The organism is Polyangium sp. 6x1 (assembly GCF_029946515.1).
In the GTDB taxonomy this organism is placed as follows: domain Bacteria; phylum Myxococcota_A; class Polyangia; order Polyangiales; family Polyangiaceae; genus Polyangium.
The window spans coordinates 48,706-65,718 of sequence record NZ_JARZHH010000040.1 but is presented as its reverse complement, the minus strand read 5'-3'; the positions used below and the strand labels follow the sequence as shown (position 1 = coordinate 65,718).

15 protein-coding genes are annotated in these 17,013 nt (G+C 69.2%); 11 read left to right on the top strand and 4 right to left on the bottom strand.

Going from position 1 to position 17,013, the window contains the following annotated elements:
* Window positions 1-2: 2 nt before the first annotated feature.
* Complete coding sequence (locus QHF85_RS31130; protein WP_281331004.1) at window positions 3-1,100, top strand: DSD1 family PLP-dependent enzyme; 1,098 nt, start codon at window positions 3-5, stop codon at window positions 1,098-1,100.
* A gap of 10 nt (window positions 1,101-1,110) precedes the next feature.
* Window positions 1,111-1,704, top strand: a complete 594-nt coding sequence (locus tag QHF85_RS31125) for a hypothetical protein (RefSeq protein WP_281331003.1) — start codon at window positions 1,111-1,113, stop codon at window positions 1,702-1,704.
* A gap of 4 nt (window positions 1,705-1,708) precedes the next feature.
* Here the strand turns inward: QHF85_RS31125 and QHF85_RS31120 are convergent, their stop codons facing one another.
* Window positions 1,709-2,182 carry a hypothetical protein gene (locus QHF85_RS31120; RefSeq protein WP_281331002.1) on the bottom strand — a complete coding sequence of 158 codons (474 nt, stop codon included), beginning with the start codon at window positions 2,180-2,182 and terminating at the stop codon, window positions 1,709-1,711.
* A gap of 319 nt (window positions 2,183-2,501) precedes the next feature.
* Here QHF85_RS31120 and QHF85_RS31115 point away from each other — a divergent pair, with 319 nt between their 5' ends.
* From QHF85_RS31115 to QHF85_RS31090, 6 genes are all read left to right on the top strand, one after another.
* Window positions 2,502-4,352: a DNA mismatch repair protein gene (locus tag QHF85_RS31115; RefSeq protein WP_281331001.1), complete on the top strand. Its 1,851-nt coding sequence runs from the start codon at window positions 2,502-2,504 to the stop codon at window positions 4,350-4,352.
* 74 nt (window positions 4,353-4,426) lie between these two features.
* Window positions 4,427-7,204, top strand: a complete 2,778-nt coding sequence (locus tag QHF85_RS31110; RefSeq protein WP_281331000.1) for a hypothetical protein — start codon at window positions 4,427-4,429, stop codon at window positions 7,202-7,204.
* Window positions 7,205-7,240: 36 nt separating this feature from the next.
* Window positions 7,241-8,239 carry a hypothetical protein gene (locus QHF85_RS31105; RefSeq protein WP_281330999.1) on the top strand — a complete coding sequence of 333 codons (999 nt, stop codon included), beginning with the start codon at window positions 7,241-7,243 and terminating at the stop codon, window positions 8,237-8,239.
* A gap of 152 nt (window positions 8,240-8,391) precedes the next feature.
* Window positions 8,392-8,832: a hypothetical protein gene (locus QHF85_RS31100; protein WP_281330998.1), complete on the top strand. Its 441-nt coding sequence runs from the start codon at window positions 8,392-8,394 to the stop codon at window positions 8,830-8,832.
* Window positions 8,829-9,263: an STAS/SEC14 domain-containing protein gene (locus QHF85_RS31095; RefSeq protein ID WP_281330997.1), complete on the top strand. Its 435-nt coding sequence runs from the start codon at window positions 8,829-8,831 to the stop codon at window positions 9,261-9,263. Before QHF85_RS31100 ends, QHF85_RS31095 begins: the two co-directional genes overlap by 4 nt.
* Window positions 9,264-9,298: 35 nt before the next feature.
* Window positions 9,299-9,739 carry an STAS/SEC14 domain-containing protein gene (locus QHF85_RS31090; RefSeq protein WP_281330996.1) on the top strand — a complete coding sequence of 147 codons (441 nt, stop codon included), beginning with the start codon at window positions 9,299-9,301 and terminating at the stop codon, window positions 9,737-9,739.
* A 13-nt stretch (window positions 9,740-9,752) separates the two neighbouring features.
* Here the strand turns inward: QHF85_RS31090 and QHF85_RS31085 are convergent, their stop codons facing one another.
* Complete coding sequence (locus QHF85_RS31085) at window positions 9,753-10,385, bottom strand: hypothetical protein (RefSeq protein ID WP_281330995.1); 633 nt, start codon at window positions 10,383-10,385, stop codon at window positions 9,753-9,755.
* A 74-nt stretch (window positions 10,386-10,459) separates the two neighbouring features.
* Between QHF85_RS31085 and QHF85_RS31080 the strand changes: the two genes are divergently transcribed.
* The 3 genes from QHF85_RS31080 (at window position 10,460) to QHF85_RS31070 (ending at window position 12,130) form a co-directional block, all read left to right on the top strand.
* Window positions 10,460-10,855, top strand: a complete 396-nt coding sequence (locus QHF85_RS31080) for a hypothetical protein (protein ID WP_281330994.1) — start codon at window positions 10,460-10,462, stop codon at window positions 10,853-10,855.
* A gap of 94 nt (window positions 10,856-10,949) precedes the next feature.
* Window positions 10,950-11,534: a TetR/AcrR family transcriptional regulator gene (locus QHF85_RS31075; protein WP_281330993.1), complete on the top strand. Its 585-nt coding sequence runs from the start codon at window positions 10,950-10,952 to the stop codon at window positions 11,532-11,534.
* Window positions 11,535-11,668: 134 nt separating this feature from the next.
* Window positions 11,669-12,130, top strand: coding sequence for a hypothetical protein (locus tag QHF85_RS31070; RefSeq protein ID WP_281330992.1), 462 nt, complete (start codon window positions 11,669-11,671; stop codon window positions 12,128-12,130).
* 1 nt (window position 12,131) lies between these two features.
* Here QHF85_RS31070 and QHF85_RS31065 read toward each other — a convergent pair whose 3' ends face one another.
* Both QHF85_RS31065 and QHF85_RS31060 read right to left on the bottom strand, forming a co-directional pair.
* Window positions 12,132-15,968: a serine/threonine-protein kinase gene (locus QHF85_RS31065; RefSeq protein ID WP_281330991.1), complete on the bottom strand. Its 3,837-nt coding sequence runs from the start codon at window positions 15,966-15,968 to the stop codon at window positions 12,132-12,134.
* Between the two features lie 151 nt (window positions 15,969-16,119).
* Window positions 16,120-16,866 carry a hypothetical protein gene (locus QHF85_RS31060; protein ID WP_281330990.1) on the bottom strand — a complete coding sequence of 249 codons (747 nt, stop codon included), beginning with the start codon at window positions 16,864-16,866 and terminating at the stop codon, window positions 16,120-16,122.
* Window positions 16,867-17,013: the final 147 nt, after the last annotated feature.

Sequence of the window (17,013 nt, the reverse complement as noted above, 5' to 3'; positions counted from 1 at the left end):
GCATGCTCGAGTGGACGAGGGGCGAGGCCATCGGCGACATCGACACGCCTGCGCTCATCCTGGACATCGCGGCGGCCGAGCGGAACATCCGCGCGATGGCCGATCGGCTCATCCCTGGCACGGTGCGCCTTCGCCCCCACGTGAAGACCCACAAGTGCCCGCTGCTCGCGCACAAGCAGATGGCGGCGGGCGCGATCGGCGTGACGGCGGCGAAGCTCGGCGAGGCCGAGGTGATGATCCGCGCGGGGATCCCCGAGGTGCTCGTGTCGACGCCGATCGTCGGGCGCTTGAAGATCGAGCGGCTGCTCGCGCTCTCGCGGCACGGCGTGGTCCTCACGGTCGTGGACGACGCGTGCGCGGCGCGGGCGATCTCCGACGCGGCGGCGCGGGTCGGGCAGAAGATCCCGGTGCTCGTCGACGTGGACGTGGGGCAGCGACGCACGGGGGTTTTGCCGGGGGAGCCTGCGCTCGCGCTCGGGCGGCAGGTGGCGACGATGCCGGGCCTCGTGCTCGTCGGGCTCCAGGGGTACGAGGGGCATTTGCAGCACGTCGAGGGCCGCGACGAGCGCGAACTGCAATGGCGCGCCTCGATGAAGAAGCTCACGGACACGGCGGACCTCCTCCGCGGCGCGGGCCTGCCGATCGACATCGTCTCGACGGGCGGCACGGGCACCTCGACGTTCGCGCTCGAAGTCCCGGGCATCACGGAGATCCAGCCGGGCTCGTACGTGGTGATGGACGACCATTACGGCAGGGTGCAGGGCGTGGGATTCGAGCAGGCGCTGTTCGTCCTGAGCACGGTCGTGAGCCGGACGCGGACGACGGACGTGATCGTGGACGCGGGGATGAAGGCGCTCTCGAGTGACAGCGGCCCGCCGCGGGTGCGGGGCATCGAGGGCGCGCGGTATGCATTCGCGGGGGACGAGCATGGCCGCATCGAATTCGACGGCGAGGGAAGCGATTTGCGGGTCGGCGACAAGGTCCTGCTGGTGCCGAGCCACTGCGACACGACGATCAACCTGCACGACCATTTCCACGTGGTCGAGGACGACCGACTCGTCGAGGTCTGGCCCATCGCGGCGCGCGGCCGCATCCGGTAGGAGAACAGCAATGAGCTACGGGTTGACGATCTATGCGGTCAAGTTCGATAAACTGAAGCCCGTCTTCGGCAGCGGCGACGACAAGCTACGGCGGCAGATCTGCGGCCGGTTCAAGGAGCGTCTCGCCGGACAGGCGGACTGGTTCAAGACCGAGATCGCGGGCGGTGCGCCGACGCCGTTCGACGCGGTGAAAGCATTGATCATGGGCACGGTCCCCGAGAAGGGACACGGGTTCATGTATGCGTATGGGTACGAGCGGATCGTCGAGCACTTCGGCCGGTACCTCGACAGCAATGCTTTTTCGTCGATCCGGTGGGCGTTCATGGAGGAGGTCGAGACGGCCTGGAAGAGCTCGGGCCTCGACGAGGTCTTGCCTTTCAGCGATCTTTATTGCAGCAAGGCCCTCTGCAAGTTCCCGCCCCCCGACGATTTCCCGAACCACGGCTACTGGAGCCCGGAGCAGGTGGTGGCGGGAAACAAGCTTTTCGCGGAGACCGAGATCCGCGCGGAGACGGACTACGTGCGCGACGCCATCTTGTCCGCGCGCAGGTGGGTCAAGGAGGCGTCCGCAAAGGGCGAAGGGATCGTCGCGTTCTACTACTGACCCTTCATTCCTTCGGCAGCCGCGCTCCTTTTCGATAATCGCCCATCACCTTCCGGATCTCGTCTTCGAAGAGAAACGTTCCCCAATATTGCTCCACCTCGCCGTCGAGCAGGAAGCCGAGGTGCAGGTGCCAGCTCCCGTTCGCCACGCCGGACGTCCCGATCCGGTCGCCCCCCTCGATCCGCGTCCGCGGCTTCTTGCCCTCGGGCTGCACGTGCGCGAGCTCGGAGAGGTGCGCGTAATAGATGTGCGTGATCTTGCGGTTCCCGTACGAAATCGGCGTATCGAGCTCGATGCGCACGCAATAAGGTGTATCGCGCGGCCCCGTCCAGAGCGTGTGCCCCGCCTCGGCGTAATCGACGTATCCCGAGGCAAGCGCGTACACCGGCTTCTTGATCCCCATCACATCGAGCCCGGTATCGGCCCGGTATCCGGCGATCACCCCCTCCGGCATCGGGTTGAACAGCCCACTCGGCAACTGGCTCGACCGACCCACCACCGGCCAAAGAGGCGCCGCCGGTTCATCGGGAACGGGACCCAAAAAAGTTTCGGAGACGACGTCCCCCGTGGAGGCGAGCGCGCGGGGGGTGGGGGGTGCCGAAGAAAGCCCGGCGATGTTCGCGAAGCGACCATCGCTTTCAGGTCGGGCCGACCGGAGCCCCCCACCGGGACCAACTGCAGAGAACTCCCTCTCGCTCCGATCCGGCCCTCCTCCGGACCCTCCCCCACCCGATCCCACACAAGCCGGGAACAAAACGAGCGCGAAGGTTCCAAGCAGCCAAGCGGAGGAGGTCTTCATGTCGGTCATGGCGCTTCGGGTGGATCATCGGGCGACGGATGCGTTTCGTGACAACGTCGATCGCGACCACGTCTCCGAGGTACCATCCGTCTCCCTGGTGATGACCTCGAAGGCCCCTCTTGCTGCGGACACCCCTATCCCCGACCTCCTTTGTGAGGAGGCGGAAGTCCGCGTCGATCTCGACGACCTGCACCAGACCCTCGCCTTCGCCTTCGCGCTCGGCACCTCCCTCGACGCCTTCGAGCGCGTCCTCGCGGCCGCCGCGCTCCCGTCCTCGACGTGGGATCGCAAGGACTTCGAACGGGACATCTTCCTCGAAGACCTCGTCACCCGCGCCCTGCGCATCCGCATCGGCGGGCGGACCGTCGCGCCTTGCTTGCCGTACCTGCTCCGCGCCATCTCCGAGCCGCCGAGCGACCTCCGCGTCGTCGCCTACCGCCAGCGCATCCTCGCCGAGCTCGCCTCCGGGCCCGAGCTGCGCCGCGATTTCGAGCGCGTCTACCAGCGCCTCGTCGCGCTCCGGGCGGCGTTCTGCGCCGAGGGCGGGTCGCGGCGCGGCGGCGATACCCATCGACGCCTCGAAATCCTTCGGTCCGTGCAAGAGGTCGTCGACGACCTCGCGGGCGCCTTCGCCGGCGCCACCTCCGGCGTCGCGCGGATCCGTGCGTTCGGGCTCGCCGTGAAGGAGAGCGAGGCGTACCAGCGGCTCGAAGCGCTCCTCGATCACGAGCGCCACCTCGGCACCGTCGACCTTCGCGTCCGCGTCGGCATCGACGGCACCTTGCGCACCTTCCAGATCGTCCGCATCCGCGAGAACCAGGACAACCCCCTCCACACCTCCGCGATCGCCCGCTTCTTCTCGCGGCTCCGCCTCTTCTTGCGCGGGTATCGGGTCACGTCGGGCGAGGTCACCGAGCGCCTGCTCGACGACGTCTTCAGCGGCATGGAGCGCCCCATCGCGCTCTTCATCCAGCTCCTCGGCGACATGGAGTTTTACCTCGCCGGCCTCGGGCTCGCCGACCTCGCGCGGGACAAGGGTTTGCCCGTTTGTCTCGCCGAACTCGTGCCCCCGGGCGAGGCCGGGCTCGCGATCGATCGCCTCTACAACCCGCTGCTGCTCGCCGGCAAAGGAAAGCCCGTCCCGTCGAACCTCACGACCACGCACGGAGACGCCGTCGTCATCGTCACGGGGCCGAACTCGGGCGGAAAGACGCGGCTGCTCCAGTCGATCGGGCTCGCGCAGCTCCTCGGCCAGGCGGGGCTCTTCGTCACGGCCGAGCGCGCGGTCTTGCCGCAGCTCGCCGGCATGTTCGTCTCGCTCATCGAGGAGGCGCGCAGCGATCAGCCCGAGGGGCAGCTCGGCATGGAGCTCTTGCGGATCCGCCGCCTCTTCGAGGAGCTCGGGTTCGGCTCGCTCGTGCTGCTCGACGAGCTCTGTTCCGGGACGAACCCTTCCGAGGGCGAAGAGATCGCGCGGCTCGTGATCTCGCTCCTGCCGGAGCTGAAATCGCCGGTCTTCTTGACCACGCACCTCCTCACGCTGGCCACGCACCTCGAAGAGGAGCCGCCCGTCCCGCATCTCGAATTTTTGCAAGTCGATCTCGACGAAAATGAGCGCCCCACGTATGGCTTCCGGTCGGGGGTCGCGAAGACTTCGCTCGCGCACAAGACCGCCGCGCGGCTCGGCGTCACGCGTGGCGAGCTCGCGGAGCTCATCGCCAAGAAAAAGCGCGCCGAGAGCCTGGGGGAGAAGCCTCTGCCTTCGACCCGTCGCGTCGCCCGCCCGCTCGCTCCAGAAAAGAGCGCCTTCGCTCCGGAACGGCGCAGGCTCCGCGTGACGCGTCGATAATCGCGGGCCTTTTCGGCTGGCACGATCCGTGTTCCCCTGAGGCGCGGGCTTGAGCCTTGGGAGGACGAGGGGACATGGAACGGACGAGCCGAAAGATACCGGTCACCGAGCGGCAATTCTTGTGGGTCCAGGACGACGACAAGGGCGAGGTCACCTTGCACGTCGGCCCCACGATGGTCTCGCCGACCGCGGCCGATCGGGTCGTCATCGACGACGGAATGGGCGGCTTCCGCGAGGACACCACGGGCAAGCCCCAGAGCATGGTGGAGCTCGGGGACAACCAGTACGCGGTCCTCTTCAACCCGCTCCTCGAGAGCGACAGCGGCCCGAACGGCCGGTTCAAGAATGGCCGCAACGAGTCGCGCCCGCTCCGCAATGGCACGCGCTCGATGATCCCGGGCCCGTGCAGCTTCTACCTGCGCCCCGGCCAGCGCGCCGACGTGCGCGACGCGCACGAGCTCGCCTCGAATCAGTACCTCGTCGTCAAGGTTTACGGCGAGGTCGACAAGAACGCGCCTTACTACGAGGTGACGGCGCGCTCGGCGGCGATCACGCGGGCCACGGCGGAGAACCTCGACGAGCAGCCGACGACCACGGTCGATTCGCTCACGCCCGTGCCGCTGAAGCGCGGGCAGCTCATCGTGATTCGCGGGCTCGATACGCAGTTTTACATCCCGCCGACGGGCGTCGACATCGTGCCGGATACGTCGATCGACGACAGCGGCGCGGCGATCAGCGCGGCGATTGCGCGGCAGGTCCTCGCGCAGAGCGGCGAGGAGACGGCCGCGATGGAGGAATTTGCGGCCGACGACGAGGCGCCCGCGCTGCGAGGCCAGGCGCGCAGCAAGGTGCCGAATCAGTACATCGATCAATCGGCGCGCGGCCGAGGACGCAAGGCCGCCGCGCCCGTCGCGCCCGCGCCCGCGGCGATCGCGCCCGAGCCCAAGATCGGCGCCGCGGAGGTGCAGGATCTGCTCGCCTCTTCCGCGGTCCGTCGCGCGCTCGAAGCCGAGGCGCGGCAGGCGCGGCTCATTCGCCGCGCGGTCGTGCTCGGCGAAAAAGAGTATTGCGTGATCGTCGACGCCGACGGCAAACGCGAGATCAAGGTCGGCCCCGCGCGTGTCTTCCCCGGCCCGTACGATACGTTCATGACGCTCGGCTCGCGCAATCGCGTCTACGACGCGTACGAGCTCTTGCCGCAGCGCGCGCTCTGGCTCCGCGTCATCGCGCCGATCAAGCGGGCGGACCTCGCGGCGAAAGTACCCCGGGGCTTCGAGCTCGCGAAGGACGAGTATTTCCCCGGTGACGAGCTCCTGCTCACGGGCGTCTCGACGTTCTTCGTCCCGTTCAACGAAATCGAGTGCCTCTCGCCCGAGACCGGCCAGGCCGTCGTGGGCAACGACCATAGCCGCGTCTTCATCGAGGCGATCGGCATCGATCAGAAGAGCGGCATTTACGTGCGGGACCTCGCGACCGGCGAGGTGCGCCTCGTGCGCGGCAAACAATCGTACCTCGTCGATCCGCGCAAGGAGGTGCAGGTCACGCGCACGGTGCCGGCGGACGATTGGAACTTGTGGATCGCCTCGAACGAGCCGCACAAGGAGACACAGCGGGCGATCACCACGCCGTGGGCGCTGTCGATCCTGGTGCCGAACAACACGGCCGTGCTCGTGACGAGCGCGAATTCGCGCCGCGTCGTGGAGGGGCCGTGCGTGACGCTGCTCGGTTACGAGGAGTCGCTCACCTCGCTCTCGCTCTCGACGGGCACGCCGAAGAGCGACGAGGAGCCGCTGCGCACGTGTTTCCTGCGCACCGTCGGCAACCGCATCTCCGACAAGATCACCGTCGAGACGGCCGATTTCGTGAAGATTTCGGTGCGCGTCTCGTATTCGGTCGAGTTCCTGCCGGACCACAAGGACAGGTGGTTCAACCACGAGAACTACATCCAGTTCATCGTCGATCGCCTCCGCTCGATCGTGCGCGGCAAGTGCCGCACGATGTCGCTCTCCACGCTCTGGCCCGAGCTGCCGGCGGCGTTTCGCGATACGCTGCTCGGCGAGCGCAAGGACGGCGCGCGGCCCGGGCGGCTCTTCACGGAGAATGGCACGCTCCTCGCCGAGGTCGAGGTGCTCGGCGCGGAGATCGAGGACCGCGAGGTCGCCGCGCTCATGCAGAAGGTGCAAACCGAGAGCGTGACGCTCGCGATCGGCGATCGAAAAGCGCAGGAGGCCCTCGCGTCGGCGAAGCTCCGCGCCGAGGTCGAAAGGCAAACGCAGGAGCTCCAGGCCGAGGCGCGGGTGCGCGCGGCGAAGCTCGAGGAGCTCACGCGCAAGCTCGCGCACGAGGCGGCGCTCGCGAAGGCGCGCGAGGACGAGGCCGTGAGCAAAGAGCGGCAATCGCTCGCGGACGCGCGCGAGGCCGAGGCGCAAAAAGCCCGGCTCTCGCGGGAGAACGACGAGAAGGCCGCGATGCTCGACGGATTCCGCAAGGAAGCGGAGGCACGCGCCGAGGCGCAGCGGAAGAGCCACGAGGTCGAGCTCGACCACATGGCGCGGCTGCGCGAGCTCGAAATCAAGCTCATCGAGGTGCAATCGACCGCGACCGTGGCCGAGCGCCAGGCCGTGCAGAAGCAACTCGTCGAGGCCATGGTCGCGCTCGGCGACAAGCTGCTCCTCACCGAGGTCGCGGGGAACATGAACCTCGTGAGCCTTTTCAAGGGCAAGGACGTCGGGACGATCCTCTCCGAGGTGCTCGGCGGGACGAAGGTGATGCCCACGCTCCGCTCGATCCTCTCCGCCAGCGAGAGCCCCACGAAAGGCGAGCTCGAAGCGGGCGATGCCCCGCGCGCATAGTGCCTGGCGCGCGCCTTTCGTGTAACGTCGGCCCTCATGTTGCCGAAGACCGGCCCGCGCAGCTCGGCGCGGGCGTGGATCCTCTCGGGGGCGCTCCTCTTCGCGCCCCCCGCCTTTGCAGGTGATCCGCCGAAAGATCCGGCGCCGAACGATCCGGCGCCGAGCGAGGGTGCTCCCAAGGACGAACAACCGTACGTGCACAAAGGGTTCGTCTACCGGAGCACGACCGCGGTTCGTTACAATCCACTCGGGCTCTCGACGTTCTTCCGCATCGGCTACCAGCGCCCGCTGCTCGGCCCGCAGGAGAACATCCTCCTCCAGCGCACGTACATCGGCATCCACGCGGTCACGACGATCACGCCGGCGTACGTCCGCGGAGGGCTGCGCTTCGACGTGCAGCCGCTCGCCTTTCTGCAGTTCCTGTTCGCCTACGAGGGAATGGCCCTCTTCGGGACGTACGACACGCTGCAATCGTTCAAGCGCGTCTCCGAGGATTTCGGCGACGTGCGGCAGGTCGAGCGCGGCAAGCAAGGGCTCGCCTATCCGACGACCGGGGGCATTTTCACGGCCGACGTGATCTTGCAGGCCAAGGCCGGGCCGATCCTGCTCGTGTCGGACACGCAGTTCATCCACACCGATTTCACGATCACGCCCGGCGACCGATTTTATTTCGATCTGCCGCTCGGCATGCTCGCCAAGGACGACGGCTGGATGGTCTCGAACGAGACGGACCTGCTCTTCGTGACCTCGTTCGGCTTGATGGCAGGGGCGCGGCACGGCGTGTATCACACGTTTTTCCCGACCGAGCTCATCGTCGGGGACGAGGCGCGGGCCGAGGCGATCACGCCGATCGAGTTCGCCGGTCCGCTCGTCGGATGGCAGTTCCCCGAGCACAACGGGCCGAAGCGTTTCAATGCGCCCGGCATCTTCTTGAACATGAGCTGGTGGATCCGCAATCCCTATCGAACGGGGCAGGAGGTCGCGGCCACGGTGCCCTACATCGTGGGTGGATTCACGTTCAAGGGGACCCTCTGACGGTTTGTCACGTGCTTTGCAGCGCGTGAGGGCGCATGGCATTCGTGGCCCCATCGCCACGGCCCTGCTCGACGCTAGGAGGCGCCGGAAAACGCTGGCATGATGGATTCACGGAGGGCGCCGCCCGGTGGCGCCGCCGGCGCGTCCTGCGTATGGAAAACGACTCGACGGAACACATGGCCGTGGGCCCGCACGTCGTGACCCTCCTGCCGCCCGACATGCTCGTGGTCGATTTCGGCTCTCCCCTCGATGGAAACCAGGCGGGCCGCATCCTCGACCTGATGTGGCAAACAGGGAGACGGCAGGGCCCGCTCAAGGTGCTGATGGACATCACCCGCGTGACGAACGTGCCTCGGGGCGTCCGCGAGTCGATCCGCACCCGCACCACCGAGAGCACCACCGCCGCCCTGGCCTTCGTCGGCGCGCGCTTCGGCGTGCGCGTCGCCATCGACATGATCATCCACGCCGTCCGTGTCCTCCGGCCCGACGTGCCTTCGTACCCCCACGGCTTTTTCGATCGCAAGGAGGACGCGCTCACCTGGCTGCGCGCCGCGCCGTCCGCCCCGCGCCGCTCGACCGATACGCGCCCATGAAGACCGATTCGATCGAGCGCATCACCATCGGCCCGCACGTCGTGACGTTCACGCCGCCCGACCTGCTCGTCCTGGAGTTCGGGCTTCCCCTCGAGGTGGACGACTTCAGCCGCGTCCTCGATCACCTGTACCGGACGGGGAACGAGCGAGGCCCGTGCAAGGTGCTGATGGATATCTCCCGCATCAAGAGCCTGCCGCGCGAGATCCGGGAGGCCGCCCGCGCCCGCAAAGACCCCGCCAAGAACGCGGCCGTGGCCTACGTCGGCGCGCCGTTCTCCGTGCGGGTCGGCCTCGAAATGATCATCGCCGCCCTCCGGATCCTGAAGCCGCAATGGCCGCGTTATCCCCAGGCATTCTTCGATCGCAAGGAGGAGGCGCTCGCATGGCTGCAATCGCTGCCGCGCGCCGCCCCCTCGAACGACGCCGCTTGAACGATCGAAGGTCTGCGAGATATAAGCCTCTCTCCATGGCGCCCGCTTCCCCGCCCACGGTCCTCCATTTTGGTGACCATTGCGTCAAATTCGTGGCGCCCGACGTGGTCATCGCGGAATTCAGGACCTTCACCAACGCCGAGGACGTCGTCGCCCTCACCGACGTCCTCCGGGCCGTGAAGGAGCGGGAGGGGCAGCTCTTCACCCTGGTGGACCTCTCGGGCGTGACGACGGTGCCCCAGCGCGTGCGGACGGCGGGGGCCCGCATCGTGCCGGCGTACGACGCCCTCGCGTTCGTGGGCGCCGGTTTCGGCCTGCGCGTGATCACCGAAATGGTCATGCGCGCGACGAAGGTGCTTTCGCCAGAGTTATCGTTCCCTTATGCATTCTTCGACGATCATGCGGCCGCGTTCGCCTGGCTGCAGACGCATCGACGCGCCCGCGAGGCCACGAGCGCGGCGGGCGGGCTGCGCTGAACGAGCCGCGGGCTCAGGGCACCACCGGCGCGCCCACGATCTTGTGCATCACCTTCAGCACGAGAAGCGAGCGCCGCAGCACGCCGAGCGCCACCTCGTAAGGCATCGGCTGCGGCTCGGCCATCGCCGCCTCGTAGCTCGATTCGAGCTCGGCCGTCCGGTCGGCGAGGTCCTGACCCGCGCCGCCGTAGGGGCCGTACGCGAGCGCGAGCAGCGTCTCCGCGCCGACGGAGAGACCATGCACGAAGGCCTCGCGCCGAGGCGGCGAACCCGGCAGGCCGAACTCCGGCGTCCGCATCGCCTCGGCCGCCTCCTGCATCTCTGCGGCCGCGACGCTCGTCCCCACCCGCTCGCCGGCGGGCAGTTCTTCGAGGGTGAGCGCGAAGAGCCGGAGCAGAAGATTCATGTCCGCGTCGCCCGGCGGCATCCCGCCGAGCTCGGTGCGGCGCAGGGCGATGCTGAAGTCCGAGAGGCGCTCGGCGAAGCGCTCGGAAGCGACGTAAATGTCGGGCGGCGGGGATACCCGCATCGCCTCCTGCTGGATCTGGCGGGTGAGCGGCGGCACCGCCTGCGAGGTGGTGTCCCGCATGACGACCACGCACCCGCCGAGCAGGAGCAGGCCCCCGCAAAGCGCCCCACGCACCATGGCTCCTCCCGCTGTGCAGGGCTGCAAACCGCGCGCCGGTGACGCCGCGCCGTCGTTCTGTTAAGCCGGAACGCATGACCCGCACGCAGACGTCGCTCGCCCTCGCCGCGCTCGCCCTCGGGCTCGCGCCCTTCGCCCTCGGTTGCGAGGACGGCACGCCTTCGCCCTCGCCCGCCGCCTCCGCTGAGCCGCTCACGGCGCCGAAGCCGATGGACGTCGTGCCCGCGAGCCCGCCCAAGGTCGACCTCGGCCCGCTGCCCGTGCCCGCCATGTCCGCCGCCGACCTGCCGGCCGATCCTGCGTCCTCGGCGGCCCCGAAGCCCGCAGGGACGACCACGGCCCAGGCCCCGGCGGGGGCGGCCCCGGCCGCCACGGCGAAGGACGGCACGGCCCCCGCGGATCTGCGCGCCACACCTCGCCCCCGCACCACCCCCGGCCCGATGGCCCCGCGCACCGCGCCCACCGAGTGACCCGGACGCACGGCCCCGAGCAAGGCCGTGACGATGGGGGGATCCCTCGGGCGTGAACCTGTGGCAAACTCGTTCACGGTTCGAGGGAAACTTCATGAACGAAACCGCGCGCCGCGAGCAGATCCTCCAGGCCGCCGATCGATTGCTCCGGCATTACGGGCCGCAAAAAACCACGGTGGCGGACGTGGCGCGAGAAGCCGGCGTGGGCGTGGGTTCGGTGTACCTCGAATTCCCGTCGAAGGAGGCGATCGTCGAGGAGCTGTCGCGCTCGCGGTACGAGGTCGTGCTCGAAGGGATGCGCGCGGCGGCGGCGGCGGACGGGCGGTCCTTCGGCGAGCGGCTCGTGGGCGCGCTCGACGCGCGGCTGGGAGCGTATTTCACGCAGGCGGACGGCGGCGCGCACGCGTGTGACCTCTTCCATTGCGGCAGCCCCGCCGTGAAGAGCGCGTCCGAGCGGTTTTACCAGGAAGAACGGGCGCTGCTCGCGGACCTGCTGCGGCGAGGGACCGAGGCCGGGGAGCTCGACGTGGCCGACCCGGATCTGACGGCCAAGGTGATCCTCCGGGCCTACAAGAGCTTCACGCCGCCGTGGATCTTCATGGAAGCGCGGGACGAGGTGGCGAGGCTCTCCGCGGGGATGCACGCGATCGTGCTCGGCGGCGTGGTCGCGCGGCGCTGAACGAAGCGAATGGCGCGCCCCCGCAGAGCGTGGCGGAGGGAGCGTCGTTTTCCTGCCAGAGGCAGTGGAAGTTCCGCTCCATTTGTGAGATCGTCAACCTCGAACGCGGAAAGCCGCGGAGAGGGGGGACGATCATGAGCGACCCGAAACATCCCAAGGTGGGCGATCTCGTCATCGACGCGAGCGATATCGAGATGACGGACATCCGGCCGGTTCAAATGCATCACCTCGCGAAGACGCGCGACGGATTCGACGTCGCAGTCAAGAACCTGCTCGGGCTCAGGCCCGAAGACGCCAACCGCGCAGGGTTCGACGAGAAAGACAAGGAGCGGCTGGCCGCGGCGTTCGCGCGGGATCTGCGAATCGGCGAGCTCCTGCCCGCCGCGCACAAGCTCACGGAGCTGCTCCACGAGACGCGCCAGGTGACGCGGCACGAGATCGCCACCCTCCTCGCCGAGGCCGCCGCGCAGGCCAAGCGCAGGGCAGACTGCATGCAGAATGGAGCCGAGGTGCTCGGGCCCCTCGTCCCCTTGCTGGATTACCAGGTTGGTCCGGCGAGGAACGAAAGAGCCCGCGAGGCGAAGCACGAAGGCTGAATCAAGCCGCGCCCAGGCACGCGAGCTCGTCCCGCCTGCGCCGGAGCCGCTCGCTCATGACGTTCGGGATCCGCGACGCCGCAGCGATCGCCTCGTCGAGCTGGCGCATGGCGCGCTCGCGATGGCCGAGGCGCGAGGCGTGCATGGCCCGCGCCTCCAAAACCTCGATGTGCTCCTGCCCCACGCTCTCGCGCGCCGAGCGGGCTTCGAGCGCCTCCCACGCCGCATCGACGTCCGAGAAGCTGCCCTCGCCGTCCCCCGTCGCGAGCTCGATCATCGCGCAGAGCACGTCCTCCGAGGGCGACATCTCGGCCGCGCCCCCGCGCAAGGCCGAGGCAATGGCGCGCGCCGTCCGCGCGTCGCCGCGGACGAGGGCGATCCGCGCGTCGAGCAGCGCGAGCATGGCCGGACGCACGCAGCCGGCCCGCCGCGCCGCGACGCCGAGCGCCGCGCGGATCATGGGCTCGGCGGCCTCGACGTCGTCCATCCAGTACAGGTGCTCGGCGAGGTTGTAATGGCCCGCGAGCTCCATCGTGGGCTGGCCGAGCTCACGACCGAGCTCGCTCGTGCGCTCGAAGTCCCGGATCATGCCGTCGCGATCGCCGCGAAGAGCGCGAACCATGGCGCGGGTGTTCCACGCGGCGCCGAGGTGCAAAAGATCGCCGCGCTCCTCGCAGCGTCGAATGACCTCGTCGAGCAAGGCCGCGGCCTCGTCGACCCGGCCGAGCAAGGGCAGGAGGTATCCGAGGAGGAGATGCGCGATCATGTAGGTCTCGTATCCCTCGTCGCCGAGGCGACTCGCGAGCTCGGCCGCGCGTGAAAGCTCGTCGGCGGCCTCCTCCTCGCGCTCGGCCCGCATCGCCGATCGCCCGACGCCCAGCAAGACGCGCGCTTCGAGGAGCAGCGAGCGCGACGCGAGGGCCTGCTCCTCGACACGCGCGCACTGCACGCGGCGCTCGGCCTCGCGATATTCGCCCGTCCAGTCGAGCACCATGGCCTCGTCGAGGTAGAGCTCCACGACGAGCGACGCCTCACCGCGCCGCGCCGCGGCTTCACGCGCACGGGCGAGCACGGTGAGCGCGTCGTGATAGCGGCCGAGGCGAAAACGCGAGAGGCCGCGGCCGCGCTGCGCCAGCGTCGGCAGCTCGCCCCAGAGCGCCTCGGCCTTGCCATAACATCGCTCGGCGTCGAGGTAATCCTTGCGGGCCGCCGATTGCTCGGCCGAGGCCAGGTAAAACGAGGCCGCCCGCGCCGCCGCGCCGCCGCGCTCGAAATGCTCCGCCAGGACGAGCGCATCGGCCTCGCCCTTCTCCTCCAGCCATTCGGCCGCGAGGTAATGGCCGAGCGCGCGATCCTCGTCCGTGAGCATCGCATACGCGCCCTCGCGCCAGAGCGCCTGGCGAAACGCATATTGAGGTTCGCCCGGGATGCGGCTCTCGCGCTGGCGCGTGACGATCTCGTGCGTGACGAGGGCCGCGAGATCGCGCGTGGCGGCCTCGTCGTCATCGCCCGCGAGGCGCGCGACGGCGCCCCGCCAGAAGACCTCGCCGAGGATGCTCGCGGCGCGCAAGGTGCGGCGCGCGCTCGGCTCCAATCGTTCGAGGCGCGATTGCACCATGGCCACGACCGTCCCGGGCGGGGTGCCCCCGCGGCCCTCGGCCTCGGCGCGGATCAGCTCTTCCAGGAAAAACGGGTGGCCCTCGGAAGACGCGACGAGGCGCTCCTCGAGCCCTTCGCGGAGCTCGCCGAGCGCGTGGCGGACGAGGCGCACGCACGCGCGCGGCGAGAGATGCCGGAGGCGCACGTCCTGGCGGCCGCGGCTCGACCAGAGGCCGGGGAAGAGCTCGTCGATCTCGGGGCGCGCCGAGGCGCAGAGGAGGATCGGCTCGAACGCGAGGCCTTCGAGCGCAGCGTCGAGCGCGAGCAGCGAGGCGCGATCCCCCCAGTGCACGTCTTCGAGCAGGAGCACGAGGGGTTTGGCCGCGCACTCGGCGCGTAAGAAATCACGGAGGGCGCGCTGCATCTGCTCGCCGCAGAGCTCGGGGTCCTGGCGCGCGGCGCGCAGCGGCAAGTCGTCGTCGTCGGGGAAAGGCACGCCCGCGAGCTCGCCGAGGAAGTTCGCGACGCGGCGGCGATCCCGCTCGGGGACGCGGAGAGCGACGCGGGCGAAGAAGAGCTCGCGGCGGCGCGCGAGGGTCTCGCCGCCGCGGATGCCCGAGGCGCCGCGCAGGACCTCGGCGAGCAGGCCGAAGCTCGAAGCGACGCGCAAGGGATCGCCGCGGCCGAACCAGATCTCGGCGGGCTCGACCGCGGCCCGCTGGCGTTCGACGAACTCGTGGAGCAGGCGCGATTTGCCGATGCCGGCGAGGCCCGAGACGACGACGACGCGCGCGGCCGGCTCGTTCTTGCAGGCGCCGAACGTGAGGTCGAGGAGGCCGAGCTCGTGCTCGCGGCCGACGCACGGCGTGGGCTTGCCGAGCAGGGGCCGGGAGACCTCGAAGCTCGCGCGCTCGCCGAGCAGCGCGAAGCCGCCGCCTTCGAGGGCCTCGACGTCGAAGCGCGCGTCGAGCAGGCCCACCGTGGTCTCGTCGAGGGCGATGCGCGCATCTCCGCTCCGCGCGTGGAGGAGCCGCGCCGCGCGGTCGATCGCCTCGCCGACGGGCACGCCACGCGCGCGCTCGCCAAAGCCCGCGGCGACGGCCATGGCGGCGCCCGGCGCGCGCTCCCAGAGCGCGAGCGCGCAGCGGGCGACGTGGGCCGCGACGTCCGTGGGCACGCGCGTCCTGTCGATCACCACGGCCGCGGTGCCGTCGGCGAAGACCTCGAGCTGCCCGCCGAAGCGCTCGGCGATCGCGCCGAGGTCGTCCGTCGGCGAGGCGCAGGCGAGCGTGGTCGCCGGGCCAAACGGGCCGAAGCCTTCCCGGCGGCCGCGGAGCACGACGCCGAGGAACCTCCGTTCGCCCTCGCCGAGCGTCGATCGGGGCGCGGAGGAGCGCGGGGCCTCCGAGCTCGGGGGATCGAGGTCCTTCTCGGCGGCGAGCGCGATCGCGACGGCCGCGCCGTCTGGGGGCCTCCCGAGCGGCTCCTTGGCGAGCATGCGGGCGATGAGGCCGTCGAGCCACGAGGGCACGGAGGGCGCGCGCTCGCTGAGGCGCGGCGCGTCCTCGAAGATGATCTTCGCGAGGACGGCGATCGTGTGATCGGCGCGGAAGGGCGGCGCGCCGGTGATGCACTCGAAGATCAGGCAGCCGAGCGAGAAGACGTCGGCGCTCGCCTTGACGATGCTGCCGCTGCGGACTTGCTCGGGCGCCATGTAGCTCGGCGTGCCGATGACGGTGCCGGTCTGGGTGATGCGTGAGGCCTCACCACAATGCGCGATGCCGAAGTCGAGGATCCGCGGATCGCCCACGGACCCGTTCACGAGGAAGACGTTTTGCGGCTTGAGGTCGCGGTGCACGACGCCGGCGTCGTGCGCGACGGCGAGGGCCTCGGCGAGGCGCTGGCCGAGCGTGACGGCCTCGCGGAGCGAGAGCGGCCCGCGGGCGAGCCTGCGCCCGAGGTCCTCGCCTTCGAGCCATTCCATCACGAGCAGCGGGCTCGACGCCGAGGAGGTGTCGTAGGCGACGTAGCGGACGATGCCCGGGTGCGAGAGGCGCGCGAGGATCTGCGCCTCGCGACGGAAGCGCTCGAGGCTCTCGGGGGAGACGGCGACGAGGATCTTCGCGGCGACGACGTGTCCCGTCGCGAGGTCGATGGCGCGAAGGATTTCGCCCATCCCCCCTGCATTGACCCGCGCCTCGACGCGGAAGCGTCCACCGAGCACTTCTCCCGGCCGCACGAGGGGAAGCGTAACCCTAGGATTTCTGGCGTCCAGGTACCATCGGAAAGGAAACGACAATCGATATTCGACCGGGTCGAATTGCAATGGCACGGCGGGCCGCCTGGACGGAGGTCGGCGTGGAAAGGGCGACCGGTCTTTCAGGGTGGTATCAAGGCAATCCAGTCGTGATCACGAATTTCGTCGTCGTCGAGCTCTGGCCGGGCCTTTCGATGCAGGACGGATAATACTGGCCCGCGCTGTTCAACGTCTGGCACACGTTGCAGCAGGGGCCGACGATGTCGATCATCCCGCACTCCTCGACGCCGCCGCCGGCGAGCAGGTGCCCCACGGCGCAATCGCGCTTCCAAGAGCGGGAATTCGAGACTGTGCTGTCGTTGTAGCAAGCGTGAAGGAATGGCGTGGGCGCCCAGAGGTTGCCCCAGAACGCGCCTTCGACGTCGGGATACTGGGCGAGCTCCTGGCTGCCGGTGAGCGTCTTCAGCGGCTCGGTGAGCGACCGGATCGAAATGGTGACGGGCACCTGGTAATAGTTGACCCGGGCCGCCAGGCAGGCGCTCACCATGTACTTGCCCTGCGTATTGAGCGGCCCCGTGGCCCAGCCGGACGCGACGCCGAGCTCGCCCTTGTAGAGCTCGTCGTGCGCGAGGCCGTCGATGTCGGTCCACGTGAACGCGAAGCTCTGCGCCGTGGTGAAGGCGCAGCCGACGGCATATTTCAAAAATGCCCGGGCGAGGGTGCCACTCGGCCCTGGGTCCTGGATCGCCGCGAGGGCGTTCGGGTCGATGGTCTTCGTCGCGATCGCGTTCAGGGCGAGCGAATTCAGCGCGAGCGAATTCAACGCGAGCGCGTTCGAGGAGAGCTGGTTTCCCTGCACCAGCGCGACCTCGGCCTCCATGACGTCATCGGAGCTTTCGTCGATGTAAGCTGTACAACCGGGGGTCACCGCCAGGACCACCATCCACCATGACCAAGCTCGCATATGCACCTCCAAGGAACGTTGCGCTCCCTGGGGTGGTTCGTCCGCGAACGAAGACAGGCGGAC